We start from the raw sequence: 26,872 nt of genomic DNA, 5'->3' as shown, positions 1-26,872 counted from the left end.
AGGCCGCAGGCGCAGTATCCGTGCGCCATCGAACGGATCGGTTAGCCAGTGGGCGCGCACACCGAAAGTGGCGTGCAAACGCTCTGGTGTCAGCACATCCGCAGGCTTGCCCAGCGCAACCATTCGACCGTTTTCCATCACCGCCACACGGTCACACTCCAGCGCCTGATTGAGGTCGTGCAGGGCGATGATGGTGGTGACTGGCAAAGACCGGATCAGCCCCAGAATCGACAGTTGATGATGAATATCCAGATGGTTGGTCGGCTCGTCCAGCAACAGGATCTGCGGGCGTTGCGCCAGTGCCCGGGCGATATGAGTGCGCTGGCGTTCACCGCCAGACAGGGTGTGCCAGGCGCGCTTGCTCAAGTGCAGCATCCCGACATCCTGCAAGGCCTGCCGGACGATGGCGTCGTCGTTGTCGCCCCAGGGCTCCAGCGCTGACAGCCAGGGCGTGCGGCCCAGTTCGACGGCGTCCAGCACGGTAATGGCGTCGCTGGTCTCGGCCTGTTGTTCGACCACCGCCAACAGACGAGCGATATCGCGGCGATTCATGCGGCTCAATGCCTGTCCATTGATCTGCACCTGACCGCTGGAAGGCGTCTGAATGCCTGACAGCAGCTTGAGCAGTGTCGATTTTCCCGAGCCGTTGGGGCCGACAATGCCCAGGGTTTCGCCCGGCGAAATGCTCAGGTTCACGTCCTTGAGCAAGGTCTTGTCCTTGATCGAATAACCAAGTCCCGAACAGCCGAGTACCGGCGCGTCGACGATGGGCGAAAAGGCGTTCATCGTGTGGTTTTCCCCCGGATGAGAATCAGCGCAAAGACCGGTGCGCCTATCAGTGCGGTGATGACACCAATCGGCAAGACCTGACCCTTGATCAGGGTGCGGGACAGGATATCGGCGGCAATCAGAAACAGCGCGCCGCACAAGGCGCTGAATGGCACCAGTCGGGCATGGCGTACCCCGGCGACCATGCGCACGGCATGGGGAATCACCAGCCCGACAAAACCGATGGAACCGACAATCGACACCATCACCGCCGTGACCAGGGCCGCCGAGGCGATCAGCACGATTTGCACGCGCCGCACCGGAATGCCGAGGGACGCCGCCGAATCGCTGCCGAAGGTAAAGGCATCCAGTGCCCGCCGATGCCACAGGCAGACCAGCAAACCAACCACGACCACTGGCACCGCCAGCCATACCGAATGCCAGCGCACGCCACTGAGATTGCCCAGCAGCCAGAACATGATGCCCCGTGCCTGCTCGGCGCTGGCGGATTTGGTGATGAGAAACGAAGTCAGTGCATGGAAAAGCTGTGACCCGGCGATGCCAGCCAGAATGATATGCGCCGCTGCGGTCGGGCCATGGGAGGAACGAGCGAGCAGGGCGACCAGGGAAAAGGCCGCCACGGCGCCCACGAAAGCACCCGCCGACATGGAAATGGCTCCGGCACCCAGCCCCATGATTGCTACAAGCACCGCACCGGTCGAGGCGCCGGCGGAGATGCCCAGCAAATAAGGATCGGCCAGCGGGTTGCGCAGCAGCGATTGCAGCACCACCCCGCAAATCGCCAGCCCTGCGCCACAGGCCGCGGCCACGATGGAACGGGTCAGGCGATAGTTCCAGACGATGCCTTCATCGATGGGGTCGAGCACGTACCCGGCTGCCCAAAGCTTGTTCGCGAGTACCTGGAAGACCACGGGCATGCTGATGGTGGTTTCGCCAATGGCTGCACCCGCCACGATGGCCAGCAGCAGAACGGCTGTCACCCAGAGCATGTGGCCGAGCACAGTGGTCAGTTTCATTGGGCGGCGTTGTAGCGATTGGCGGCTTCGGCCAGTTCTTCGATACCGGTAAACAGCCGGATACTGGCCTGCATGGCATCGGCATCGATGATCACGATACGGTCATGCTTGACCGCGTCCATATTGCGGGTCACCGGGTCGGATTTGAGGAATTCGAGTTTCCTGCGGTAGTCGTCGGCCGGGAAGCGGCGGCGGTCCATGCGTGCAATCACCAGAATGTCCGGGTTGGCCTTGGCGATGGTTTCCCAGCCCACAGTCGGCCATTCTTCATCGGACTCGACGATATTGCGCATGCCCAGATTATTGAGCATGAAGTCCGGGATGCCTTTGCGGCCTGCAACGTAAGGATCGATGTTGATATCTGCGCTGGAGAACCAGAACACGGCGGACACATCCCGCTCCTTGTTCTGTTTGACGTTGGCGACCGCATGGGCCAGGCGACTACGCAGTTCTGCAACCAGTTGCTGGCCACGATCCTGTACGTCGAATATCTGGGCGAGCTGTTCGATGCTCTTGTAAATGGTGTCTATGCGGAAGGGCTCCAGGCGTGTCCCATCAGCACCCACCAGATTGTCCTTGCCTTCGCAGTCGGACGGCATGATGTAGGTCGGGATCTTCAAGTCATGAAACTGCTGGCGTGTGCCCACCACGCCCTGAGCGCCCACCATCCATTCAAGCTGAACGGCCACCAGTTCCGGGCGCTTGCCGATGACGGCCTCGAAGCTCGGGTCGTTGTCCGCCAGACGCTCGACCTTGTCGTTCTGCGCCTTGAAGTGCGGCAGCACATCGTTGAACCACAGCGAAGTGCCCACCAGCTTGTCGCCCAGACCCAGCTCGTAGAGCATTTCAGTCCCGGACTGGCCGATGGTCACAGCCTTGCGCGGCGCCTGCTCGAACGTCAGCTTCAGGCCGCAGTTTTCTATGGTGAGCGGGTATTGCGTGGGAGCGGCGAGGCTCAGGGTGGACAGGCTCAGACCGGCGATAAGTGCGGCAAGGCGAGGCAGTGACATGTAATGCGATCTCCGTTTCGTACGTGCAAAGCGCAATGTACAGACAGGAAACACATCCCCGGCCCTGAGCCAAAGGCAGGGCAAGGCAGCCATGAACCGGCGCGCGGATGTCCTTCCCGGACACCCCGCCGGTCAGTGAATGTGCAGGTCGGCAGGTCTCCTGACTGGCATTTCATCACCTGATTCCAGCCTTCCCGGGAGTGAACTACCCAGTGGCCATGATGGAGTCGGCTCGATGCCTACAGTTGCGGGGGCAGTTTCGTTTGAGCCGCGCAGGCGCGAGGATCTCGAATTCCCTGTTAGTTCCTCTCGGAAACCGACGGGGCGCGATGGTAAACGATAAGCCTTTTAGTGGCTAATCCTTTGCGCGAAAGCGCTGCAGGCAGTTGATCAGGTGCAGGCGCATCGCCGCCCTGGCCGCATCGCGATCCTGATGGGCGATGGCCGAGTAGATCTGCTCCTGTTCACGCTGCTGGATATCCGGGTCATCCATGAGCTGAGTCGACGGCACATTGCCGAAGCCGACCCGTGCGCGAGGCAGGATGCTGTTGCCCAGTTGGGTCATGACATCGGTAAAGAAACTGTTGGCGGTGCATTGCACGATGCTGCGATGAAACTCGAAATCGGCCTGGGTCGTATCGGTTTCAGCCTGGGCGCAGCGATGCAGTTCATCCAGCGCCTTGCGGATGGCCTCAAGCTGTTCTGGCGTACGCCGTTGAGCGGCGAGGGCGGCGGACTCGGGCTCAAGGCTCAGGCGCAACTCGATGATTGCTGCTGCATCGGGTGGGCTGCCGGATATGGCCTCCGGAATCTGGAAATCCCGTGGGCGCGAAGCATCGACCACAAAGGTGCCGATGCCATGGCGGGTTTCCACCAGCCCTTCGGCCTGCAGGCGCGACATTGCTTCACGCACCACGGTGCGGCTGACACCGGTTTCCCGGATGATCACCTGCTCGGTGGGCAGCTTTTCACCGCTCTTGATCTCGCCTTCGCGGATCTTGCGCGAGAACTCGGCGACCAGTTGCTGGGTCAGGCTGGAGCGGCGGCCTGTGGGAGAAGAGGGGTGTTCCATGGGCGGGCTGATGGGGTCCGTGTCGGGTTGTCGAGTATAACCGTAGTCATGGTGTGTTTTGTGTCGTGATCGCAGCCTATACTGCGCCATTCGATCAAATTGAGGCTGCAATGTCGGACAACGTCGTTTCCTCGCAGAAAAACCATCGCCGTCTGGCTGAAACACTGGTCGACCGCTTTGCCCAGCGCATGCGCGATGGCGTGCTGCAGCGTGGCGAGAAGCTGCCTTCCGAGATCAATATCATGGAGGCCGAAGGGGTCAGCCGCACGGTGGTGCGCGATGCGTTGTCGCGGATGCAGGCGGCAGGGCTTGTCGAGACGCGCCACGGGGTCGGCACCTTTGTGCTGGACATGCCGCCACCTGAAGGTTTTTCGGTCGGGCCGGCGACCATTGCGACTGTGTCCGATGTGCTTAATCTGCTGGAGTTTCGTATCAGCCTTGAAGTCGAAGCGGCCGGGCTGGCTGCGCAACGTCGCAGTCCTGAAGCTTTGCTGGAGCTCAAGCATGCCTTCGATGCGTTGCTTGAAGGCCCTGAAAAGTCCGGGACCACCATCAATGCCGACTTCCAGTTTCACCTCAAGATCGCCAAGGCTTCGGGTAATGCCTACCTGATCGACATCATGAAACACCTGGGCACCAAACTGATCCCGCGCACCCGCATGAATTCCGCCTACACCGGGCAAAGTGATCGCAGCGCCTACCTGGCCGGGATCAATGCCGAACATCGACAGATCTACAACGCGATTGCCGAAGGCAATGTGGATGCCGCCCGCTCGGCCATGTACCTGCACCTCAACGGCAGCCGCATCCGGTTGCGGCGTACTCATAGCGAGTAGGGCGGCCTGTTCGCGACTGAAGTCGCTCCCACACGGTAGGAGCGACCTCAGTCGCGAAAGGATGATAAAGCGATCACATAAAGTTGTACTGAATCCCCACGCGCAACCTCAACTGGCGCTTGTCATCCTCGGAATCGACTTTGATATCGCCGACCTCGAAGAACGGCACCCATTGTTTGCTCCAGCGATACTTGAACGCCGCATTCTGTTCGTAATCGCTGGTGCCGTTGTCGTAGCGGATGTAGTCGGCATCGAAATAGGTGAGCTGGTACTCGTAGGTCCATGGCCCTTTGGTCGAGTAATTGACCCAGATGTCATAGCGATTGATCGACTGGTTATCCATGGCGTTGTCGGGCATGGATTCGTTGACCCTGTCCCGGTCCAGCTTGATCGAGTCATAGCGGTAACGGCCTGAAATGCTCAGCGCGTCGGTGACTTTGTAGCCCACCTTGATACCGGTCTTGTAAGACGTGGATTTCTCGATGCTTTCCAGGGCCAGGGAAGGCGTCACCGTCCAGCGGTCATTGAGTTTGTGCTGATAGCTGATCGTCAGCTCATGGCCGTTGCCGACGGTATTGTCGAAGGCCACATCCTGACGGTCGCCTGCGGTCTTGTACTTCAGCTCACCTTCAAACCCCCAGCCGCTGTCCAGGCGTGTGCCGAACTTGACCCGGTCGGAGTGCATGCGGGTGCTTTCCGCGTATTGATGTCGATAGTTGATATAGCCGCTGTCGGCATAGCTCCAGGCTGATGGCAACAGGGCGGACAGGGAGAGCAGAGCGATTGATTTTTTCATTTTTTTATTCTTGTTTGATTGAAGGTCTGGGTGTGTTGGAGCAAATCGCGGGCAGCCGAATCCCGCAGCCGTTTTGGCCTGGGGTCACGCTGTCAGCGGGGTTCGGTTTTGCAGGTCGTCAGGCGACGACCTTTCAGCCGGTGAGTCGTACGTCCATGTCGCGGCTGGCCTGGATCAATAATCGGGAGTACTCGTGCTGCGCCTGGTTATTCACCAACTGGCTGCTGTCGAGGGTTTCCAGCACCTGGCCTTGCTGCATCACTGCAACCCGGTCGCAGAGGTGCGCCACGACGCCCAGGTCGTGAGTCACCATCAGGTAGGTAAGGCCTTGTTGCTGGCGCAGGTCGGCCAGCAGATTGAGGATTTCGGCCTGCACCGAAACGTCCAGCGCCGAGGTCGGTTCATCCAGTAGCAGGACGCGGGGTTCCAGGATCAATGCCCGGGCGATGGCGACGCGCTGGCGCTGGCCGCCGGACAGTTGATGCGGATAGCGAAAGCGGAAGCTCTCGTTGAGGCCCACCCGTGAAAGCACTTCGCAGACTCGCCGGTCGCGTTCGCCGATACGATGGATGCTCAGTGGCTCCTTGAGCGCTGCATCGATGGTGTGGCGCGGGTGCAGCGAGGCGTAGGGGTCCTGAAAGACCATTTGCACGGTTCGGTAATGGCTGGCGTCCAGATGACGGCTTACCGCTCGACCGGCCACGCTCAGGTTGCCGGTCCAGTGCTGGTATTGCCCGGCCAGGCAGCGCAGGACTGTGGTCTTGCCCGAACCCGACTCGCCAACCAGCCCGAACGACTGGCCTTCTGCTACTTGCAGGTTAACGTCACGCAGCACCTGATTCAGTCCTGGACCAGTACCAAAACTCAGGTTCAGTGAATCGACTCTGATCATTGCCATGGGATCATTCTCAGTGGGTGAGCCAAAGGGGATCGCGTTGCAGGACCGGCAGGCTGGCGCGCGGACGATCCAGGCTGGGCAGGGCGGCGAGCAGGCCCTGAGTGTACGGATGACGGGCATGGTCCAGTTCGCTGGCCGCCAGGGATTCAACGACCCGCCCTGCGTACATCACCAGCACCCGGTCGCAGAAGTGCCGCACCATATTCAGGTCATGGCTGATGAAGATCAGCCCCAGATCGCGTTCGCTGACCAGCTCTTCCAGTACATTGAGCACCTGACGCCGCACCGACACGTCCAGTGCCGAGGTGGGTTCATCGGCGATGATCACCTGCGGGTCGGTAATCACCATCATGGCAATCATGATCCGTTGCCCCATGCCGCCGGAAACCTCGTGGGGGTAGAGATCGTAAACCCGTGCCGGGTCGCGGATATGCACCTTGGCCAGCATGTCCAGGGTCCGTTCGCGGGCTTCCCGTGCCGACACCTTGTGATGGGCCAGATAAGCCTCGGCAATCTGTTCGCCGACCTTGATCACCGGGTTCAGCGAGTATTTGGGGTCCTGCATGATCATCGACATGCGTCGGCCACGAATGCCCTGGATCTGCTTCTCGCTGCAACTGAGCAGGTCGATATCGCCGAAGCGCAGGGTTTTGGCAGTAATGCGGGCGCTCGACGGGTGCAGACGCAACAGGCTGCGGCCTACCGTGGATTTGCCCGAGCCGGATTCGCCGACAATGGCCAGTTTTTCCCGGCCCAGATTGAACGAAACATCGCGTACCGCCGCCGTTGTCTTGCCAGCATTGGTGAATTCGACGCGCAAGTCTTCTACCGCAAGCTTTATCTGTGACATGGCTTTTACCTTGTTTTTGTTATTCGCTGCGTGGGTCCAGAACATCGCGCAGACCATCACCCAGCAGGTTGAACGCCAGGCTGACCAGCATGATCGTTGCGCCGGGTGCTGCCACCAGCCACCAGCTTTCCAGCATGTAGCGTCGACCGCTGGAGATCATCGCGCCCCATTCCGGCAGCGGTGCCTGAGCGCCGAGGCCGAGAAAGCCCAGTGCGGCGGCGGTGAGGATGATGCTGGCCATGTTCATGGTCAGGCGGATGATCACCGAGGACAGGCACATGGGGATGATGTGACGACCAATGATGCGCAGCGCCGATGCGCCTTGCAGCTTGACCGCCACCACGAAGTCGGCGTTGCGCAGTGACAGGGTTTCAGCCCGCGCCAGGCGTGCAATGGGCGGCCATGCGGTCAGTGCAATCGCAATTACCGCATGTTCCAGGCCTGGGCCGAGAGCTGCGATGAACGCCAGTGCCAGAACCAGACTGGGAAACGAGATGAAGATATCGGTGATGCGCATGAACAGGCTGTCGACCCAGCCACCGAAGTAGCCGGACACGGTGCCGATCAGCAGCCCGATCGGGCCGACGATCACTGTCACCAGCATCACGATGTACAGGGTGATGCGTGAGCCATAGACCAGACGGCTGAACACGTCGCGGCCATATTCATCGGTTCCGAACCAGTTCTCTGCGCCCGGAGTGCGCAGGGCTGCGGAGAGATCCTGGGCGAGGGGGTCGTGAGTGGCGATCAGCGGAGCGAACAGTGCGACCACCATCAAGGTGCCGATCACGATCAGACCCGCCAGAGTCATCGGGTTGCGCAGGAGAAAGCGCAGCAGGCGTGAACAGCTGGCGGTGAAGGCCGCGAAGCTTGAAGCCGGTGCCTGGGTCATGGGCTTGATGCCGCTTGCAATGGACGTATTCATCAGCGGGTTCTCGGATCGAAGACTTTGTAGAGGGCGTCGCTGATCTGGTTCAGGATCACGAAGATCAGACCGATCAGCAGCACGCAGGCCATTACCGCATTCATGTCGCCCAGCAGCAGGCTGCTGGTGAGGTACTGGCCGAAGCCCGGCCAGGCAAAGACCGTTTCGATCAGTACCGCGCCTTCAAGCAGGCCGCCGTAGGCCAGGGCAACGATGGTCAGCAACTGCACGCGAATGTTGCGGAAGGCATGACCCCAGACGATCCGCCGCTGGGACAGGCCCTTGACCCGTGCGGTGATGATGTATTCCTGGGACAGCTGTTCGAGCATGAAGCTGCGGGTCATGCGGCTGATATAAGCCACCGAGTTGAAACTCAGGATCACCGCTGGCAGCAGGATGTGGCGCAGCGCACTGCGAAAGGCTTCCCAGTCGCCGGACAGGGCCGTATCGATCAGCAGCAGGCCGGAGCGGGTTTCGATCAGGCCGTCATAGGCCAGGCCGATGCGTCCGACACCGCCGGCCCAGCCCAGCCAGGCGTAGAACACCAGGAACGCCATCATGCCCAGCCAGAAGATCGGCGTGGAGTAACCGAACAGTGTGATGACCCGGGCAATGTGGTCGCCGGTACGGCCCTGATGGGTCGCGGCATACACGCCCAGCGGCAGGCCGATCAGCACGCCGAACAGGATCGCCAGGGTCGCCAGTTCCAGAGTGGCCGGGAACACCCGGGCGATGTCTTCGATGACCGGGTGGCCGGTGAGCAAAGCCTTGCCCAGATCCCCATGCAGCAGGTCCTTGAGGTACAGGCCGAACTGGGTCCAGAGCGGTTTATCCAGCCCCAGTTCCTGATAGGCCTGGGCGTAGGCGGCTGCGTCGGCGTCAGGGCCGACGATGGCCAGCACCGGGTCCAGCGGCATGACCCGACCGATGAAGAAAGTGAGCAAAAGCAGTCCGAACAGGGTCGCCGCCACTGATCCGCCGCGTCGGGTGCCGTTGGCGACCCGACTGCTCAAAAGTGAAAATGATGCACTCGACATAATGATTCCTGCCTTCGTTGAACCCATGAGGTCAGCGTTGCTTGTAGACGTCCCGCAGGCGCGTGGTGGCAGCGCTGTGGCCCAGGTATTGGCGGACATCGGCGTGGATCACCACTTCATCGGTCATTTGCGAGACCGGCATGATGGGACCTGCCTTCTGGTCATAGAGCGTCTGGATGCGCTGGTACAGGCCGAGCTGTCGGGCGGCGTCGCGTTCCTGCTCGGCCTGCTCGATCAACTGATTGATCTCGGCGTTGTAGAACGAGGTGCGCCAGCCCTGAAAATTGCTCAGCTTGGCCTGCTCGCGGTTATCCGGGTTGTAGATCAGCGCCCGCAGGCTTGAGTGAGGATGGCGTTCGGCGCCGCCGCCACCGCGACCGACCAGAATGTCGAAGCGACGATCACGCATGGCACCGTAGATCTGGTTGCCGGTGCCGGTAATGATCGTGGCCTGAATGCCCGCCTGAGCGAGGGTGGATTGCAGGCTGGTGGCGATATTGATGAACGGAGAATCGGTGAGTGAGCGAATGGTGATCTTGAAGCCATCGGGATGCCCGGCTTCGGCCAGCAAACGCTTGGCCTGAGCGACGTTGAGCTTGTAGCCCGGATCGTCCAGTCGCGCCGCGAGGCCCAGTTGCAGCGGGCGCTGATTGATCAGGCCATAGTGAGGCATCACCACGTTATTGATACCCTGATAGTCGATCAGCGAACGAATGGCCTGACGCACCCGGATGTCCTGGAACAGCGGTTGTTCCATGCTCAGGGCCACGTAATACAACGTGCCGCGGGGGATGGTCTGCACGCTGACTTCTTCGGAGCGGGTCAGGGCCTTGATGTCGGTGGCGGCCATGCCCCGTGCCACATCCAGATCGCCGCGCTCGACCATCAGGCGCAAGGCCTGGGACTCGGTCATGTTGCGCATGATCACCCGGCGCATCTTGGCCGGCCCGCGCCAGTACTGGTCGAAGCGGGTCATGAGGATCACGTCGTTGGCGCGCCAGATATCCAGCTTGAAGGCCCCGGAACCGGCGGTGTGTGTCGTGAGCCAGGCCGCGCCCTGATCGTCACCCTGGGCATGTTGCATGGCGATGACGCGGTCGATGACAAACGCACTGGGCGAGGTCGCCAGGGTATTGAGCACCAGCAACGGGTCGGTGGCTTTGGGCAGGTCGAGAACAAAAGTCGACGGCCCTTCGGCGCGCATCAGTTGGCTGACGTTCTGCGTTGTGTAGCCATAGGCTTTCCAGGTGGAGGCCAAAGCTTTATTGAGGGTGACTACGCGCTGCAGGGACCAGGCGACATCCTGGGCGGTCAGCGGGTTGCCGGAGTGAAAGGTCACGCCAGAGCGCAGGTGAAAGGTGAGGCGCATGCGGTCCGGGCTGATTTCCCAGCGTTCGGCCAGTGCCGGAATCAACTGGTCCGGGCGTGCGGCGTCCTGTTCCAGCAGCATATCGTAGACATTGGAGTTGACCTCCGACACCTCAAGGCCGGTTGCGCCTGCGGGGTCCAGGGACAGGAGATTGATCATGCTCATGCCGACCACCAGTTGGTCGACAGGTGTTTCTCCCCGTGCGGTGGCAGGCGGGGTGTGCAGAAATGTCGCCGTCAGGGCGAGGCATAGCAGCCAGGGCAGGCGCTTGGGCCAGAGTTTCATGGGGGCGGTCCTTTTTTATATTTATAAAGACACTTTGACGAGGGGCGCTCTGATCGCCCCTCGTGGTACAGCCGGTTCAGTAACGTTGCAGTGTGTGAGTCTCGATATAACTGAAGTTGATGTCTTCGCCCAGCCCCGGTTTTTCGGAAAGGTGCACGAAACCGTCGCTGTCCATGGGGTCGACCAGAGTATTGAGGTAGGCCGGCACGTCATCGTATTCAAGGAAAGGGTGCAGCAGACCGCGCTCGTACCAGCGGCAGTTGCTGATGGCGCCGACCACGCTCAGGTTGGCTGCGCCGTTGCCGTGGACTTCGCAATCCATGCCGAACGACTCGGCCAGGTGCGCGACTTTCATGCAGGGTCCGATACCGCCGACGCCCGCCACACCAGCGCGCAGGATGTCACAGGCTTTGTTGCTGACCCAACTGGCGCGGCTGTGGTATTTGCCTGCGATGCTTTCAGGGCCGAGCACCGGAATGTCCAGGTTCGCCGCGAGCCAGGCATAGGACTCGCTGGAGTCTTCCATCATGGGCTCTTCAAACCAGGCGAAGTCAAGCTTCTGTAGTTCCCGGCCTATATAAAGAGCGTCGGTGCGGCTGTACCAGTGGTAGCCGTCGAGCATCAGAGCGATATCCGGCCCCACGGCTTCGCGCACGGCGGCGCAGGCCTGAACATCCATCTGTGGGTTGGGAGCGAAAGAGATCGGCGGCATCCAGGTGTGCAGCTTGATGCCTTTATAGCCGCGTTGAACCAGCTTCTCGGCGAACTGGCCATATTCGTCCGGCGTGGACAGGCCGCCCGGCAGGTCATCGCCGCACATGGTCGAACCGTAGGCCAGCACCTTGTCGCGATAGCCGCCCAGCAATTTGTACACGGGCAGCTTCAGGGCACGTCCGGCCAGATCCCACAAGGCCTGTTCCACCAGCGCCAGGGCACGATCGGTGAACTGGCTGGCGCTGCCGCGTTGCCAGTGAGCCAGCTCGTGCCAGATTTTTTCCCGGTTCATGGGGTTCTGGCCGATCAGCACCTTCTTCACGAATGACTCGATGATATGCGGACGGATCAGCTCGGGCGCACCAAAGGAAAAGCCTTCGCTGCCATCGTCGCAGGCGATGCGCAGCATGCCCATTTTGACCGGTTTCTCTTCGCCGGGGTGCGCGTGGCCAGCGCTGTCTACGGCGCGCCGCGAGGGGAAGGTAAAGACATCGACACTGACAGAAGTGATTTTCATGGGGGCCTTCATTGGTCTTGTATTTATAAGGAGGTTGTTCGTATGTCGTCATACAACATTGAGGCGATTATTTACAGAAATCAGGAAGTCGGTCAATAGTGGTGTGATGACTATTTTGATTGTTCGTAGTTTTTATGGGGTTTTATTGGGGTCATCATACAGGAAGGGAGGTGGATTCCTTGTTGTCATCATACTTCTATGGGTCGAGTAGGAGCGGATTCATCCGCGAGACGTCATTGAAGTCGATACATTTTCTTCGGATGTACGGGCCTCTCGCGAATGAATTCGCTCCTACAAAAAATCCTTTTAATTCATTGCGTTGAGAGGCACCGGGAGCAGACGCTCCCGGCTTTTGAGGCGGGAGTCAGGCGGCGGTGGGTGTGGCGCTGGCTTGCAGATTCAAGCTGCGCTGGAACAGGCTTGCAACGCTGGGTTGATGGCTGATGCCGATCACCAGCGTGTCGGGCAATGCTTGTTTCAAGACATTCAGCAGATGACAGGCGCTCTGGTCGTCCAACTGATTGGTCGCTTCGTCCAGGTACAGCGTCTGCGGCGCATACAACAGGGCACGGGCCAGGCCTAGGCGTTGCTGCTCGCCACCGGAGAGTTCGCGAGTCCACTCGGTTTGCTGTTCCAGGCGATGCTCCAGCTTCGACAGGCCAACCTGATGCAGCACTTGCACAAGGTGCTCATCGGACGGGCATTCGGTGGCCGGGTAGGTCAGTAACTGGCGCAACGGCATTTCCGGCAGGTAAGGCTGTTGCGGAATCAGCAGGCTTGATCCGTTCGGCAGCTTCCAGCTTCCCCGGTAATAAGGCCACAGGCCTTGCAGAGTGCGCAGCAGTGTGGATTTGCCCAGACCGCTGCGGCCTTCGATGCGCAGCCATTCACCTGCCTTGACGCTGGCATTGATGTTATCCAGCAACACGCTGTCATCGGGACGGTGGATTTGCAGTTCATCAATACTCAAGGCCACGCTGCGCTCGATATCGCGGACCTGGCCACGGGTGGCTTCGATAGCCTGCTGAAACTGGCCAAGCCGCTCTACCGTTGCGCTCCAGGCGGCGAGCCGTGGATAGACGTCGATAAACCAGCTGAGCGAACCTTGCACCGCCGTAAAGGCACTGCGGATCTGCATCAGGCCGCCGAGGGTGATGGTCTTGGCCAGAAATGCGGGCAGGGCGGCGAAGACCGGGATGATGCGGCTGACCCGGTCATAGCTCACGGTAAAGAACTGCAATTTGCGCATCCGCTCCATGAGTTGCCACCAGTTGCCAGCGATGTGTTCGAAACGTTCACCTAACTGGCGCTTCTCGACGGCTTCGCCGCCATAGAGTGCGATCTGCTCGGCATGGTCGCGCTTGCGCAGCAGGCTGGCGCGAAAGTCGGCTTCGTAACGCTGCTGCTGAAAGTTGAGCGGCTGCAACGGGCTTCCGAGAAAGTGAGTGAATGCCGTGCCGAGCACCGTATAGATCACGGCCGCCCACAACAGATAGCCATGGATGGTGATGTCATGGCCCAGTACCTGGAAGTTCAGGACCCCTGAGAGGTTCCACAGCACCCCGGCAAAAGCCAGCACCTGAGCCATGTTGATGATGAACGATGCCAGCAGCTCGACGCTGCGATCCACCAGCAGGTCCACGTCCTCGGCAATCCGCTGGTCGGGGTTGTCCGGTTCGCCGGTCAGCCCCAGCCGGTAATAGGCTTGACCCTGCATCCAGGCATCGATGGTGGTTTTCGTCATCGCCCGACGCCAGCGCAGCACCAGTGCCTTGCGCAGCCATTCCAGATAGACAACGATCACCACGTAGCCCGCGATGTACAGGCAATACTGGCCCATCAGCGAGTACAGCGCCTCGGTCTTGAATTCGCCCAGGGTGTCGTAGAACGTCTTGCTCCAGGCGTTGATCCAGACGTTGATCTGCACCACCAGCAAGCCCATGCCGATCACGCTGAGCAACAACACCCACGACAGCCATTGCCTGCGGTCCAGCCAGTAAGGGCTGGCCAGTGCGTAAAAGGTTCTCAGGGTTTTCATTGACCGGCGACCGCCTCTTTCGGCGCAGGCAACAGGCGGAACTGGACCAGGTTCTGCTGATCGAACAGCTCACCCGCCAGGCGCTTGAGCGCCGGAACTGTCAGGGCGTCGAGCAATTGTTGTTGCTGGCTCAGGTAGCGCGGATCACCCCAATAGCGATCACTGAGAATCAGGCGGCGCATCTGGGTCTGTGGATCGTCGCGGCGCAGTTTCTCCTGATGGATCAGGTTCTTGCGGGCGGCCACGATGTCTTTTTCGCTGATGGTCTTCGACAGCCCGGCAAGGGTGGTTCGGGCCAGTTGCCAGAGTTCTTCGACACGGGCCGGATCGGTGCTGAAGTTCAGGCTGCTTTCAATGCGTTGGGTCTGCTGATTGAGCGTGCTGTCGAAGTTCAGTCTATAGACCCCCGAGGCCTCGCCACGAAGCTGCTGCTTGAGCGCGGCCAGCGCAATATCCCGCAAGGTCGCGATGCGTGCAGCGTCCACTGGCGTCCAGGCACGTGGGTGATAACTGAAGGCTTGCAGCACGGCACGAGGTTCGATGCCGATGGCCAGTTCCTGAGCGTGGTAGCCGCTGCGCTGCTGTTGCTGGCTGGTCTTGAGGTCTTTGCCGCGCGGGATACCGGCCAGTTCCTGCTCAACCAGAGGTTGAAGAGCGCTGGCGTCGATATCAGCCATCAGGTAGTAGGTCACCGGAGCCTGGCTCAAGCGTTTCCAGTCGTTATCCAGGTCCCGGGGTTGTACGTCCTGAAGATCGGCAATGGTTGGCGTCTGCCAGTTGTCCTGGCCGTACTGCAGTTTGCGCAGGGCCTTTTCCTGTAGTTCGCGAACATTGTCCGTATGGCGTGACTGGCGCTCGATCAACTCGTCCCGTGCCTGCTCGAAAGCCTCACTGTCGATGCCGGCGGGTGACTGGCTCAGACGATAGGCTTGCAGCATGGATTGCAGGCGCTGTTGTACAGGAAGGTCTTTTTTCGCATCGTTCGTCGAGAGGTTCAGTTGCAGGCGAGCAGCTTCCTGATCAAGTGAAAAGCTCACGCCATGTTCTTTGCGCCAGCGGCTGATCTGCTCCTGATTCCACCCTTGCGGAGCGCTCTGGCCGGTCAGTTGCGTCGCCATCTGACTGCGCCAGGCCGGAATCTCGGCGGTCATGAAGCCGGCGCTGGAGTCTGCCTTCATCTCCAGCCGGCCATTCTCGCCATTGCGCTTGAGCCAGACCAGACGGTCGCCGTTGCTCAACTGCCAGTATTCGACATTCTGTTCGGCGAATGCCTTGCGTTTCATCACCAGTCCCCTGGCCGCAGCCGCAGGCAAGGCGGGCAGGGCGTCGGGTGTTGGCGGAGCTGCCGCGGTTTCGGTTTGTGGAGCGTCCAGCGGGCTGCTCTGGATGTGCGCCAGCAGGCTGTTTACGGCCTCGACCGTTGGCAAGGTCAGCGGCCGCAGGCCTGGAGCCGAAAGTTGCAGAACCCGGTCCGGGCTGTCGGTCCAGCTTTTCAGGCGCTGATTCAGGTCCTTGAGGTCGATGCTGTCCAGGGCTTCCAGGTACTGCGAAGCAATGTCGTGTCGGGTGAGTACGACGCGACTCTGATTCGCAGCATCATTGAGATCGGTCACCCACTTCTCGAAGCTGCGTGGTTCGTCGTTTGCCAGCATCTTTTGTGCGACGGCGCGGATTTCCTCTCTCTCCCGGTTCAGGTCGGTATTGCGCAGGCCAAAGCGCCGGACACGCTCGATCTCCGTCAGCAGTTGCTTCAGTGCAACTTGATGAGCGTCACCTTCCACACCGGCAGCAATGCCCAGCACGCTGGAGTAGTCGCCGATCAGGCTTTTCTGCACGGTCAGGCTGCGCACGCCGGTTTCCTTGGGCTGGATACGCAACTGTTCAAGCAGGGCTGACAGGGTGATGCGATCGATCAGGCGTTCGCGCAGGCCGTCCTGGGTCGGAGCGCGACTGGCAGGCTCATGCAGGCGAAAAAGCAGGGCCACTTGATTGGTGCCACTCTGGCTGTCCTGCAAACGGACGACTTTCAGCCGGTTGTCGAGAGGCAACTCCCGATAGCTCTTCTCGGGGAGTGCTCCTGCTTTGGCCTTGCCGAACCAGTGCTCGATGCGGGTGGGCAGGGTGGCAGGGTCAATGTCGCCAACAATCGTCAGGACCATATTGTTGGGCACATACCAGCGCTGCCCGAAGCTCTGAAGTTCGGCCAGTGTGGCCGAGCGAATGGCGGCTTCGTTGCCGATGGTGCGATGCTCCGGGTAGCGTGAACCGATACGTTGCGAGGCGGTGCGCTGATCGTTCATGCGCTGGCCGACACCCAGGCCACCACGCCATTCTTCGATGACGACCGGGCGTTCCTGCTCCAGATTGTCCGCGGTGTAGTCATGAGCCAGTGTCAGGGTCGAAAGCGCCTGCAAGGCCTGCTCGGTCTGGGCCGCACCGCCGGTAGGGCTGAGCATGTACAGGGTGCGGTCGTAGTTGGTCATGGCGTTGTAGTTACGCCCCTGAGCCCAGCCCCACTGATTCATGAGTGTGCGGATGTTCGCGTCCTGACCGGCACGGTTATAGAAGTTCAGGTGCTCGACCATATGGGCGACACCCACCTGATCATCCTCTTCGTCCACGGAGCCGGCCTTGACCGTCAGGCGCGCATCGATGCGGCCGCGCTGGCTGGCTTCACGAACCAGACGGTATTCCAGGCCATTGCTCAACTGGCCGCGTATGACCTGTGGGTCCCAGGTCTGGCTCTGAGGGCTGCCGGGAAACTGGGCGCAAGCGCTTAGCATCAGGCCCGACAGGCTCATGATCATTTTTTTCATCAGGAATCTCGGTTAAAGCTTCTGGGGCGTATGGGTGATTGCGGGCTTAGAAGCGGTAGCCGACTTCGAGCCAGTATTGGCGGCCTGTTTCATAGGTGGTCCGGGCGCTGTTGCTGATGATCGGGTTTACCTTGTCGGCAACGTTGGTCACGTCAACGGCAATGAATGCTGCCTGATCCTTGCCGGTGGGCAGTTCCCAATCCAGGCGCATGTCCCAGGTCGGAGCTGCCTTGACGGTCGCTGTTTCGTACACGGAGTAGTCCTTGCCATCAATGGTGATGTCATCGCCAGTACTGATGATCTGGTCGTGGGCTCCGCGATAGCGAAAGAAGTTGCTCCAGGTCAGGTTCAGTTGCGGTATCTCGGTGATGGTGGTCATGCGAGCTGTCCAGGGCCGATTGAAGTCGCTGGCGGGCAACTCGTTGTATTTCATCTGCTTACCGTCATAGATCACGTCTTCGTTGTTATACAACTCGGAGTTGATGGCATCGTCATAGTTGCCATAGGCATCACGAGTGCGGGACCAGTCAAAAGCCATCTGCACGCTGGTTCGGGTGCCCTGGAACTTGAGTTCATGCAAGGGGGTGATGCTCAGCGTGATGTTGTCGCTTTCGCTCATCCCTTCGTTGGTGTAGGTGAAGTATTCGGTCGCATAGCCGTTCTCGGCCGCCAAGCCCTGGACACGGGCTGCTGAACGATTGATTTTGTCCCTGCCCTTGCGGTTGACATATTTCAGACGAAAGTCGGTATCCAGCCAGCGCTGATCGATGCCCAGGGTCAGTTCGTCGTCATAAGGAACATCAAGGGAGGTGAACTTGCTGGTGCTGGCCTGTCGGGTTCCTACCCATGCGCCGGTCTGGGTTTCGCGGGCATAGCTGGTATTGAGCGTGCCGCGTCCGTCTGCCAGTCGATACTTGAACAGGTTGCGACCGTAGTAACGGTTGGCACCAAAGACCAGAACGGTGCTGCGGTCGCCGAACAGGTCGTAGTCGCCGGAAAAGCGCGGAGCAATGGTCTTCTTCTCCATATAGTCGTCGCCCTCAAAGCGCACGCCTGGACGCAGGGTCAGCTTGCCGATTTCAATCTTGTCCTGGGCGAAGAAGGCATATTTGTTTTCCGTCAGTTCAATCTTGCCGGCTTCATAGGTGGTCATCCGGGTCGCGTATTGGCGGATGTTGCCGTTGAGCTGCCTGCCTATCGAGCACAGTGAGTCGTTGCCCGCGCAGGTGGCGACATTGTCCCTGCGGAACGTGGTTGCGGAGGTCACGTCATCAAGCCGTTCCCAGGTTGCGATCTGATGCGACAGTTCCATGCCCGTCGTGAAGCTGTGAGTGGTGCCTGCAATCTGGATCGGGAACCAGTCGGCCTTGGTGTTGTAGGTCATGCCGCGCTGAGTCTGTTCGAGCGACCCGGATGAGCCCTCGGCGCTGCGGGCTGTGTTGCTGTTGGGGTTGCCCCAGTTCTTTACCGTCGAGTAATACCAGTTGATGTATTCGTCCGATTCCGCATCCCGTGAGCTGTTCAGGTTGGTAAGCGCCAGCTTGTTGGTCCAGACGGCATTGTCGCCTTGCCATTTGGCGGTGATCGCACCCTGAAAACCACCGCCTTCGGTGGTGAAGCCGGAGTTGATTCGGTTGGCCCGGAAGTAATAGTTTTCCTGTGGCGCATAGGTCAGGGAGGTATCGACTGTCAGTCGTTCACTGGCGCTCCAGTAGGTCTTGAGCAGATAGTTGTCGATGCGGCGTGTCTGGTCTTTGCTGTTCGGGCTGGTCTCGCTTCTATAGCCGTTGTCGTAGACATTCAGCGGGATGGTGGCACGCTTCTGGGAGAAGTTGAGGATGGCTCCGAAGTCTTCTGTCAGATGGCCTTCCAGTGTTCCTCGCACCGTGGTTTTTTCGAACTGCGGTTGGTATTGCTCGTCGGTGGATGTCTGGAAACCTTCCTGATCCTCGCCACTGATGTGGTACTTGGTCCATTCTGAGCGTGACATCGAAGCCGAGATCTTGCCGTGCATCTCTTGGGTGGGTTTACGGGTAATGGCATCCACCACGCCACCGTTGAAACCACCGTATTCGGCAGGCACGTTACTGTCGTAGACCCGGACTTCTTCAAGCAGGTCGGCATCCAGCGCAATACCGTGAGAGCGGCTGGGTGCCGAGTCGAACTGACGGATCGAGTTGTAACCGTGCTCGCCCGGATCCAGGTCGTTATTGATCGAGATGCCATCGATCATGAAGTTGTTCTGGTAGAACTTGGCACCGTTGATGCTGACATCCGCCGGGTCGATTTCACCGGGGGAGTTGGAGCTCTGCTGGGCATTGTTGAACTGCACGTTGGGGTGCATGCGTAGCAGGGTCGTGATGTCACCGTTGGCACCGGGGAATGCCTCGATGGCCTTGCGACCGATCACGGTCTGCCCCTGAAAACTGTTCTCTTCCGGCTCACCCAGTACCACCGTACTCTGCAACTCCATCGCTGCATCGAAACCACCGGTCCGGGTCTTGTGAAACACCAGGCTGCCTTGTTCATAGCCCCAGCCAATGCCGGTGCCATGCAGCAGTTTCGCCAGCGCCTGTTCACTGCTCATCTGGCCCTGGACGGCTTGTGAGTAAAGGCCGCCCAGCAAGGACGGGTCGACGCTCACTTGCAGGCTGCTCTGTTGGCCGAAGCTGATCAATGCGCCCGAGAGTTCTTGTACCGAGATATCAAAACTGTGACGGGTTTGCAGGATCTGCTCACGCTCGCTCAGCGCTTCGCTGGCCATGACGGTCTGGCTGCTGATCATCCAGCACAGGCTCAAGGCACTGAGCTGTGTGGCGTGATTCAGGTGTTTGCGAATCGCTGCGCCCAGGCTTCGCGATGGCTGAGTGTTCGGTGTCATCCCACGTCCCCGTACGGGCTAAAACCCGCATTTTTGAATGAGAATTGATCTCAATGTTGTGTGCGAGTCAAAGGACGGGGCAGCGCGGGAAATTTTCAGAAAATAATTAAAAAAAATTCATGAATGGCGAACAAAGGCCATTTTCAGGTCGTTTTCAGTCGAAATTGAACAAGCGCTGGATCAGTTTCGGTGTGCTGCCGGTCCAGCGTTTGAAGGAGCGGCGGAAGTTGGCGGGGTCGTTGAAATTCAGGTATTCGGCGACGGCTTCATTGCTCAGGCCCTTGATCTGGTACAGATGCAGAGCCACATGCTTGCGGGCCAGATCGTGTCGGGCCTGGAAGCTGGTGCCGTGTTTTTGCAGCTTGCGCTTGAGGGTTGCCTGGCTCATGGCAAAGGCCTGGGCAACCTGATCCAGGCTAGGGGCCTCGCGCACGTTATCACGCAGATAACAGTAGATCCGGTCCGGCAGGCTGGCGTGCATGCCCAGTGCTTGCAGTTGTGCGCCGGCTTCCTGCTGGGCGACCTGCCCGGCAATCGGGGACGCGCCCGGCCATGGGCGAGTCAGGCATTCTCTGGGAAGCCGCATCATGTCCAGCGGCCGCCCGAACGAAGTGTTTTCCCCCAGATGCACCCAGTACTGCTCGACGTAGCGTGGCTCGTCATGACAGAAGCTGCACTCCCAGGGCAGACGCTCGCCGCCCAGGCCATGGCTCAAGGCGATCAGCGCGGTCATGCCGGCTTCCAGCACGAACCGCTGTTGTTCGCCTGCGCCGCAACTGTCCAGCCAGTAGAGATAGGCGTAATGCTCGTCCAGCTCCAGGCGTGGCGTCAGCAACGGGCTGAGCAACGCCTGCTGCTGGATCAGGATTTCCAGGGCCTGATGCAGATTGCGGGCATGGCGCAAGGCATGACTGGCTGCGCCGTAATGGCCGGGAAACAGGCGCTGGCCAAACAGGAAACTGGTGTCATCTGCGCCTATCTGCCGTCGGGCATTGCCGATCAGTGCGAAGAATTGCTGCGGGCTCAGGCGCGTCTTGCCCGCAATGATGTCCTCGTAGAACAGGCCGGTGCCCTTGAGCAGGCGATGACTGTCGATGTCCCGCGACAGCGCCAGGTCGATCAGGGTCGCCGGTTGGTAGTGACCGGGAATGAATCGGCTGTCGATTTCGTACCAGTCGCATTTGATGGTCATGGCAGGCCTCAGGCTATTCGCGGCAGAGGTTGCCGGGCGCGAGCAAGCGAAAGATTGAGACGTTTGAGCAGGTTTTCGGGCGTCTCGTCCATGGCCATTACGGCAGCGGTACTGGCCGAAAGGTGAAGCCGCTCACCCTGTTGCCGGGTCTTGTGGGCCAGCCCGGCAACGGCTTGCTGTAACTCCAGAGCAAACAGTTTTGCCTGGCTTTCGCCGGTATTGGGCAGCAGCACGACAAACCGGTCGCCCGCCAAGCGACAGAGTAGATCCTGACGACGCAGGTTCAGCACGAGCAGGTGGCTGAGGGCAGACAGCACTTCATCGCCTTCAGCATGGCCGAACGCCTGATTGATCGCGCTGAAATTGTCGACATCCACCGCCACCAGTGACAGAGGTTGCTGCTGGCGCTGGCTCTGTTCCAGGCTGAGCACTAACTGGCGCTTGAGGTAGTCGGCGCTTCCCAGCGGGGTGAGCTTGTCGAACAGCCGATGCTCGCGAAAGCCGCGCTCACGTTTTTCCATCTGTGCGCTGATCGCCAATTGTTCCCGGTGCCAGTGATAGATGCCGATGGTCAGCAGGATCAAGCCCACCGGCATCGGGCCGGACTCCAGCCAGTGATCCCAGCCGATGTCCTTGGGCAAGCGGATGAATTCGTCCAGTGCATCGATCCACCAGGAGAAGAACACGCAGCTCAAGCCCACCGACAGGTAATTGGTCACGCGTCCGGCAGGGCGGCTCTTGAACACCAGAAACAGCCAGATCAGCGCCAGAAGTGCAGAGCCACCCTCGCCGATGATATCCAGCCACTTCCATTCGCTGACGTATTTGATATCGCCAAAAGCCAGAAAGGCGAGCAACCCCATATTGGCCGCGACCATCAGCAGAGCGAGTTTTCCGCGGTGGGGTTTGAGGATGCTGAACATGGCCTGACGGGCTCCCGGAGCACTGAATGCAGGCCAGCACAACAGATGACTGTGACAGTTGGGTGACGGTGCAAAGGGTCGAATCAGCTCATGGGGGCGTATGTTTTTTCGCGAATAAATTCGCTCCTACGCGGCTTGTAGGAGCGAATTCATTCGCGAAGCCCCAAAGACTCTCCATACCCAAAGTCAAATCAGCTCATTCCACCCCTGAAACCCTACATTTGCGGGGCTTTCGGCATTTACTGTCACAGAATCGTCACGCCTCGACTCTAGCTTGCGCCTCCAGTTGCCGGGTCATTGCCTGGCTCATCGTGAAGCCTGGAGAGGACAGACATGTACAAGCGCCGCAGCAGGGCACAACTGGTCGGCTACACACTCAGCGCACTGGCCCTGGCGATTGCCAACGAGCGGCTTCAGGCTGCCGAGGTCAATGCCACCGAGCATGTCGAGGTGGTGGGGCAGGCGGCAAGTATCGATCAGGCGCTCAAGGAGCAGCGTTCCTCGGACAGCATCAAGAGCGTGGTGCATGCCGATGGCGTGGCCCAATTGCCGGACCAGAACGTTGCCGAAGCGGTGCAGCGCTTGCCGGGGATCAGTGTTGAGCGCGATCAGGGCGAAGGTCGTTTTGTCACGGTGCGAGGCCTGGCACCGGACCTGAACAGCGTGACCATCAACGGCACGCTGGTCCCGGCACCGGAAAGCGACCGTCGTGCGGTGGCGCTGGATGTATTGCCCTCGGAGCTGGTGCAGTCGTTGTCTGTGATCAAAACCCTGACGCCGGACATGGATGCCAACTCCCTGGGCGGTACGGTGGATGTGCAGAGCCTTTCGGCTTTCGATCATAAAGGCCTGTTCTACACCGGCAGCAGTGAAGCCAGTTATGACAAGAACACCAGTCAGACCAGCCCGAAGTTTTCCGGTGCGGCCAGTAACCGTTTCAGCCTGGGCGATGGCATCGACAACTTCGGTGTCGCGGCAGCACTCAGTTGGCAGAAGCGCGATTTTGGCTCCGACAACGTCGAGACGGGCGGTGCCTGGGATGGCCAGAGTCTGCAGAAATTCGAACAGCGCAACTACGACATCAGCCGTGAACGTGCTGGCGCTGGTCTGAACTTCGATTACAAGCCGGACGATGTCAGCAGTTTTTATCTGCGCACCCTGTACAGCCGCTTCAAGGACGATGAAGTCCGCACCACTAATGGCTTCGAATTCGATAATGCGCAGGCCGCCGGTACGCTGGGCGATGCCGAGGGAACCCGCAAGCTCAAGGCTCGTACCGAAACCCAAGAGATCAAATCCTTCGTGTTCGGCGGCGAGCGCATGTACGACCTGTGGACGGTCAGCGGTCAGGCCGGTTACAGCGAGTCCAGCGAAGACAGCCCGGGCCATATCGCAGGTGCCACTTTCGTCGGCAACAATGACTTTGCCAATACCGGTTTCTACGACAGTGAAAAGCCGCGTCCGATTGTCGGCTCCGGGTTTTACGATGCCTCGAACTTCACCCTCGACAAGGTGGACTGGGAAAAGCAGAACACCAGGGACAAGGAAAAGAACCTGCGCCTGGATCTGGCCCGGGACTACGATTTCAAAGGCTATGCCTCGCAATTCAAGTTTGGCGGCAAGGTCAGTCGACGTGACAAGACCAACGATCTGGAAGTCTGGAAATACGAGGACTTCGATACATTGGGCTTCAGTTCGGATGCCCTCAGCCTGACGCAATTCCAGAAAGGCACAATCGACTATCGGCTGGGCAATTTCGGCAACGGCATCAGCCCCGGTGCCATCAAAAGTTTGTTGAGCGGCCTCAATGCTGCGGACTTCTACGATGAGTCGGAGTCGCGAGCCAATGACTTCACGATCAGTGAAAACATCAACGCCGGCTACTTCATGAACACCATCGATGTCGATAAGTGGCGCTTCATTGCCGGCCTTCGCTACGAAGGCACCGAGATGGAAGCCAAAGGCACTGGCGTGCGCGATGGCGTGTTCGAGTCGACCCAGACCCGCCGCGATTACCACCACTGGTTGCCGGGCCTGCATGCCCGCTATCAGATCGACAAGAACACCCAGGTACGTGCCGCCTGGACCAAAAGTGTGGTGCGTCCGACTTTCGGGCAACTGGCACCGGGTTTTGTGATCGACGATGACGAAGCGACCTTTGGTAATCCGGACCTCAAACCGCTGGAGTCCAGCAACCTGGACCTGGGCATCGAGCACTTCATGGGGCGCGCCGGTACGGTTTCGGCCTTCGTGTTCTACAAGGACATCCAGAACTTCGTCTACAACACCGATCTGGCGGGTACGGGTCAGTGGGCGAGTTTTTCCGAAGCCAATACTTACGCCAACGGCGACAAGGCCAAGCTGTACGGCCTGGAACTGGCGTACTCGCAAAAACTCGATTGGCTGCCTGCGCCGTGGAATGGCCTGTTGCTGGGAGCCAACGCCACGTTCAGTCGCTCTGACGCCAGCATCAAGGGTTTCGACCAGAGCACAGGCACCAACCGCAAGCGTGATATCGATCTGCCGAGCCAGTCCGACACGGTCGGCAACCTGATGCTGGGCTGGGAAAACGACAAGCTCAGCCTGCGCCTGTCGGCCAACTACAAGTCGGCCTATCTGTATGAGCTGGCGGCCATTGGCGACAAGGACCATGACCTGTACGTCGACGGCCAGACCTTCATCGATTTCAGCGCTCGCTACTCCCTGACCAAGAACCTGAAAGTCAGCTTCGAGGCGCAAAACCTCACCGATCAGCCGTACTTCGTCTATGCCGGCCATCGCTCCCTCAACAGCCAATACGAAGAGTACGGCCCGACCTACAAGATCGGCCTGACGTTCACCCATTTCTGATCGATGTCGGCGGCACCTCACGCGTGCTGCCGGATAACCCTGTTCAAGGATTCAAGTGTTCATGAAGATTTCGTTGCCACGTAAAACGGGTTGCCTGTCGCTGTTGATCGGCCTGATGGCCGGTGCTGCACAGGCTGCGCCAACCCCCGAAATGAACATTGCGCGCTGGGCCGAAAACGAGCCGTTCAAGGCCCAGTCCGTGGGCTTTCTGCCCGGCAGTGACGGGACGAAGCGTCTGGCGGCCAGTGTCAAAGCCGGTTTGTTGCTGCTTGATGAAAAGGGTCGCCAACTGGCCCGGATTCCGGGCTCCTATCAGGCGCTGGACAGCCGCCTGACCGGCGAAACAGCACTGGTGGCGACGCTGGACAATCTGCGTCAGCAACCGATGCTGAGCCGTATCGACCCTGCAAAAAACCAGTGGTCCACGCCTGTTTACCTGCCAGCACGGGATTACTCGGTCACCGCCTTGTGCCTGTATCGCGATGACGCCAGCAACCTGTTCCTGTTTCTGGTGGGCGAGGAGGGCAAGGGCGAGCAATGGCTGGTCGGTAACGGGGGCCATCTCAGCGAACAGCCGCGTCTGGTGCGCAACCTGCCGCTGCCACCCAATGCAGAGTTCTGTCAGGTGGACGACGCGGCCCATCGCTTGTTCGTCAATGAACAGAACATCGGCTGGTGGGCTTACCCGGCGCATCCCGAAGCCGATGTAGCCCGCACGCCGGTTGCCTTGCGTGAGCCGTTTGGCGCAATCAAACAGGCGGCGGGTGCCATGGCGGTGGTTCCCGGCGGTTTGCTGGCGCTCGATCCCAAGGGCAAGGCCTTGCACCTCTATCAGCAGCAGGGCGATGGCGAGAGCTGGTCATCGGTGGCCGAGCTGTCGCTGATGAACCTGAAAAAGCCTGAAGGCCTGTCGATTCATGAAGGCCCGAGCGGCCTGCAACTGCTGCTCAACGATAACGACGGCGACCGCCTGTTTGAAGGTGAGCTGAGCTGGAAGCCGAAACCGGTCGCGCTGGCTGCGCCGCTGCCCAGCGTGGCGGCTGTCGCTCAGAGCCAGCCGGTAGCGCGTCAGGGCGATGCGGCGGACGACCCCGCGATCTGGATTCACCCGAAAAATCCGGCGCAAAGTCGCGTGCTGGGCACCAACAAGAAGCAGGGCTTGCTGGTTTATAACCTCAAGGGCAAGCAGCTTCAGGAGCTGGCGGTCGGGAGTCTGAACAACGTCGATATACGGCCAGGTTTCATGCTGGGCAAACAGAAGGTCGATCTGGCGGTGGCCAGCAATCGTGATCGCAACAGCCTGAGCCTGTTCAGCATTGATCGCAGCACTGGAGCGCTGCGGGAGGCGGGGGAAATCCCCACGCCGCTGGCGCAGATCTACGGCATCTGCCTGTTCCAGCCGGCCAGTGGCGAGATCTATGCCTTTGCCAACGACAAGGACGGCAGCTTCCTGCAGTACCGGATCAGTGCGCCTGATGGCAAAGCGAGGGGAGAACTGGTGCGCAGTTTCAAGGTGGACAGCCAGCCGGAAGGTTGCGTGGCCGACGATCAGCGTCAGCGGCTGTTTCTCGGCGAGGAAGACGTGGGTGTCTGGGCGGTGGATGCTCGTGCGGATCAGCCGGCAACGCTTTCCAGTGTGATCAAGGTTGGCGATGTGGTGCATGCCGATGTCGAGGGGCTGGCGCTGTATCAGAGCGAGCAGCATGACTATCTGGTGATCTCCAGCCAGGGCAATGACAGCTATGTGGTGGTGGATGCCGAAGCACCTTATGCGCTCCGCGGTGCATTTCGTGTGGGCCTCAATGCCCGGCTCGGCATCGACGGGACCTCCGAGACGGACGGCCTGGAAGTGACCTCGGCCAACCTCGGCGGGCCATGGAGCAAAGGCATGCTGGTGGTTCAGGACGGACGAAAGCGCATGCCCGAGCAGGCACAGAACTTCAAGTTCGTGCCTTGGGCCGATGTAGTGAAGACCCTCGCTCTGCCGTAAGTCGTTTGTCATCAAGGGGTGATAAACAATCGATTGATACCGGCACCGGCCTTGAGCGCAAGGTGCCG

General features: G+C 59.8%; 18 protein-coding genes, 1 pseudogene and 1 riboswitch. Of the genes and pseudogenes, 3 read left to right on the top strand and 16 right to left on the bottom strand.

Features of this window, described 5'->3' with window-relative positions; translation table 11 throughout:
* Positions 1-3 precede the first annotated feature (3 nt).
* The 4 genes and pseudogenes from K5D32_RS03850 to K5D32_RS03835 all read right to left on the bottom strand — a co-directional run.
* Positions 4-786: pseudogene (locus K5D32_RS03850) on the bottom strand (ABC transporter ATP-binding protein); the annotation flags it as partial.
* Positions 783-1,805: an iron ABC transporter permease gene (locus K5D32_RS03845; RefSeq protein WP_221599308.1), complete on the bottom strand. Its 1,023-nt coding sequence runs from the start codon at positions 1,803-1,805 to the stop codon at positions 783-785. The gene K5D32_RS03845 and the pseudogene K5D32_RS03850, both read right to left, overlap by 4 nt.
* Positions 1,802-2,815: an ABC transporter substrate-binding protein gene (locus tag K5D32_RS03840; protein WP_221599307.1), complete on the bottom strand. Its 1,014-nt coding sequence runs from the start codon at positions 2,813-2,815 to the stop codon at positions 1,802-1,804. Before K5D32_RS03840 ends, K5D32_RS03845 begins: the two co-directional genes overlap by 4 nt.
* 132 nt (positions 2,816-2,947) lie before the next feature.
* Positions 2,948-3,151: riboswitch (cobalamin riboswitch) on the bottom strand.
* Between the two features lie 19 nt (positions 3,152-3,170).
* On the bottom strand, positions 3,171-3,887 hold the full coding sequence (locus tag K5D32_RS03835; protein ID WP_221577841.1) for a FadR/GntR family transcriptional regulator: 717 nt from the start codon (positions 3,885-3,887) through the stop codon (positions 3,171-3,173).
* A 110-nt stretch (positions 3,888-3,997) separates the two neighbouring features.
* On the opposite strand from K5D32_RS03835, the gene K5D32_RS03830 reads away from it, so the two are divergent.
* Positions 3,998-4,723 (top strand): FadR/GntR family transcriptional regulator, encoded by a 726-nt coding sequence (locus K5D32_RS03830; protein WP_221599306.1) that lies wholly within the window; start codon positions 3,998-4,000, stop codon positions 4,721-4,723.
* Positions 4,724-4,796: 73 nt separating this feature from the next.
* Here the strand turns inward: K5D32_RS03830 and K5D32_RS03825 are convergent, their stop codons facing one another.
* The 12 genes from K5D32_RS03825 to K5D32_RS03770 form a co-directional block, all read right to left on the bottom strand.
* Positions 4,797-5,519 carry an oligogalacturonate-specific porin KdgM family protein gene (locus tag K5D32_RS03825; RefSeq protein ID WP_221599305.1) on the bottom strand — a complete coding sequence of 241 codons (723 nt, stop codon included), beginning with the start codon at positions 5,517-5,519 and terminating at the stop codon, positions 4,797-4,799.
* Positions 5,520-5,652: 133 nt separating this feature from the next.
* Complete coding sequence (locus tag K5D32_RS03820; protein WP_198727303.1) at positions 5,653-6,417, bottom strand: ABC transporter ATP-binding protein; 765 nt, start codon at positions 6,415-6,417, stop codon at positions 5,653-5,655.
* 10 nt (positions 6,418-6,427) lie between these two features.
* The gene (locus K5D32_RS03815; protein ID WP_201002930.1) at positions 6,428-7,267 is read right to left on the bottom strand and encodes an ABC transporter ATP-binding protein; all 840 of its coding nucleotides are present in this window, start codon (positions 7,265-7,267) and stop codon (positions 6,428-6,430) included.
* A 19-nt stretch (positions 7,268-7,286) separates the two neighbouring features.
* Positions 7,287-8,192 carry an ABC transporter permease gene (locus K5D32_RS03810; RefSeq protein WP_200993042.1) on the bottom strand — a complete coding sequence of 302 codons (906 nt, stop codon included), beginning with the start codon at positions 8,190-8,192 and terminating at the stop codon, positions 7,287-7,289.
* Positions 8,192-9,229 (bottom strand): ABC transporter permease, encoded by a 1,038-nt coding sequence (locus K5D32_RS03805; protein WP_025259706.1) that lies wholly within the window; start codon positions 9,227-9,229, stop codon positions 8,192-8,194. The genes K5D32_RS03810 and K5D32_RS03805 overlap by 1 nt, the downstream gene beginning before the upstream one ends.
* A 31-nt stretch (positions 9,230-9,260) precedes the next feature.
* The gene (locus tag K5D32_RS03800; RefSeq protein ID WP_221592795.1) at positions 9,261-10,883 is read right to left on the bottom strand and encodes an ABC transporter substrate-binding protein; all 1,623 of its coding nucleotides are present in this window, start codon (positions 10,881-10,883) and stop codon (positions 9,261-9,263) included.
* Positions 10,884-10,959: 76 nt separating this feature from the next.
* A complete protein-coding gene (locus tag K5D32_RS03795) occupies positions 10,960-12,114 on the bottom strand; it encodes a mandelate racemase family protein (protein WP_221592796.1) in 1,155 nt (384 codons plus the stop codon).
* A 364-nt stretch (positions 12,115-12,478) separates the two neighbouring features.
* Positions 12,479-14,152 carry an ABC transporter ATP-binding protein/permease gene (locus K5D32_RS03790; protein WP_221599304.1) on the bottom strand — a complete coding sequence of 558 codons (1,674 nt, stop codon included), beginning with the start codon at positions 14,150-14,152 and terminating at the stop codon, positions 12,479-12,481.
* Positions 14,149-16,968 (bottom strand): M16 family metallopeptidase, encoded by a 2,820-nt coding sequence (locus K5D32_RS03785; protein ID WP_221599303.1) that lies wholly within the window; start codon positions 16,966-16,968, stop codon positions 14,149-14,151. Before K5D32_RS03785 ends, K5D32_RS03790 begins: the two co-directional genes overlap by 4 nt.
* A 46-nt stretch (positions 16,969-17,014) precedes the next feature.
* Positions 17,015-19,849 (bottom strand): TonB-dependent receptor, encoded by a 2,835-nt coding sequence (locus K5D32_RS03780; protein WP_221599302.1) that lies wholly within the window; start codon positions 19,847-19,849, stop codon positions 17,015-17,017.
* A 154-nt stretch (positions 19,850-20,003) separates the two neighbouring features.
* Positions 20,004-21,041, bottom strand: coding sequence for an AraC family transcriptional regulator (locus K5D32_RS03775; RefSeq protein WP_221599301.1), 1,038 nt, complete (start codon positions 21,039-21,041; stop codon positions 20,004-20,006).
* Positions 21,042-21,049: 8 nt separating this feature from the next.
* The gene (locus tag K5D32_RS03770; RefSeq protein WP_221577831.1) at positions 21,050-21,964 is read right to left on the bottom strand and encodes a GGDEF domain-containing protein; all 915 of its coding nucleotides are present in this window, start codon (positions 21,962-21,964) and stop codon (positions 21,050-21,052) included.
* Between the two features lie 333 nt (positions 21,965-22,297).
* Here K5D32_RS03770 and K5D32_RS03765 point away from each other — a divergent pair, with 333 nt between their 5' ends.
* Positions 22,298-24,814, top strand: coding sequence for a TonB-dependent receptor (locus tag K5D32_RS03765; RefSeq protein WP_221599300.1), 2,517 nt, complete (start codon positions 22,298-22,300; stop codon positions 24,812-24,814).
* 61 nt (positions 24,815-24,875) lie between these two features.
* The gene (locus K5D32_RS03760; protein WP_221599299.1) at positions 24,876-26,804 is read left to right on the top strand and encodes a phytase; all 1,929 of its coding nucleotides are present in this window, start codon (positions 24,876-24,878) and stop codon (positions 26,802-26,804) included.
* The last annotated feature ends 68 nt before the right edge of the window (positions 26,805-26,872 follow it).

Origin of the sequence: Pseudomonas cichorii, assembly GCF_019719005.1 — a bacterium.
GTDB classification, from domain to species: domain Bacteria; phylum Pseudomonadota; class Gammaproteobacteria; order Pseudomonadales; family Pseudomonadaceae; genus Aquipseudomonas; species Aquipseudomonas cichorii_E.
Note: the sequence above shows the minus strand (reverse complement) of the source record. Positions and strands in the feature narration are given on the sequence as shown.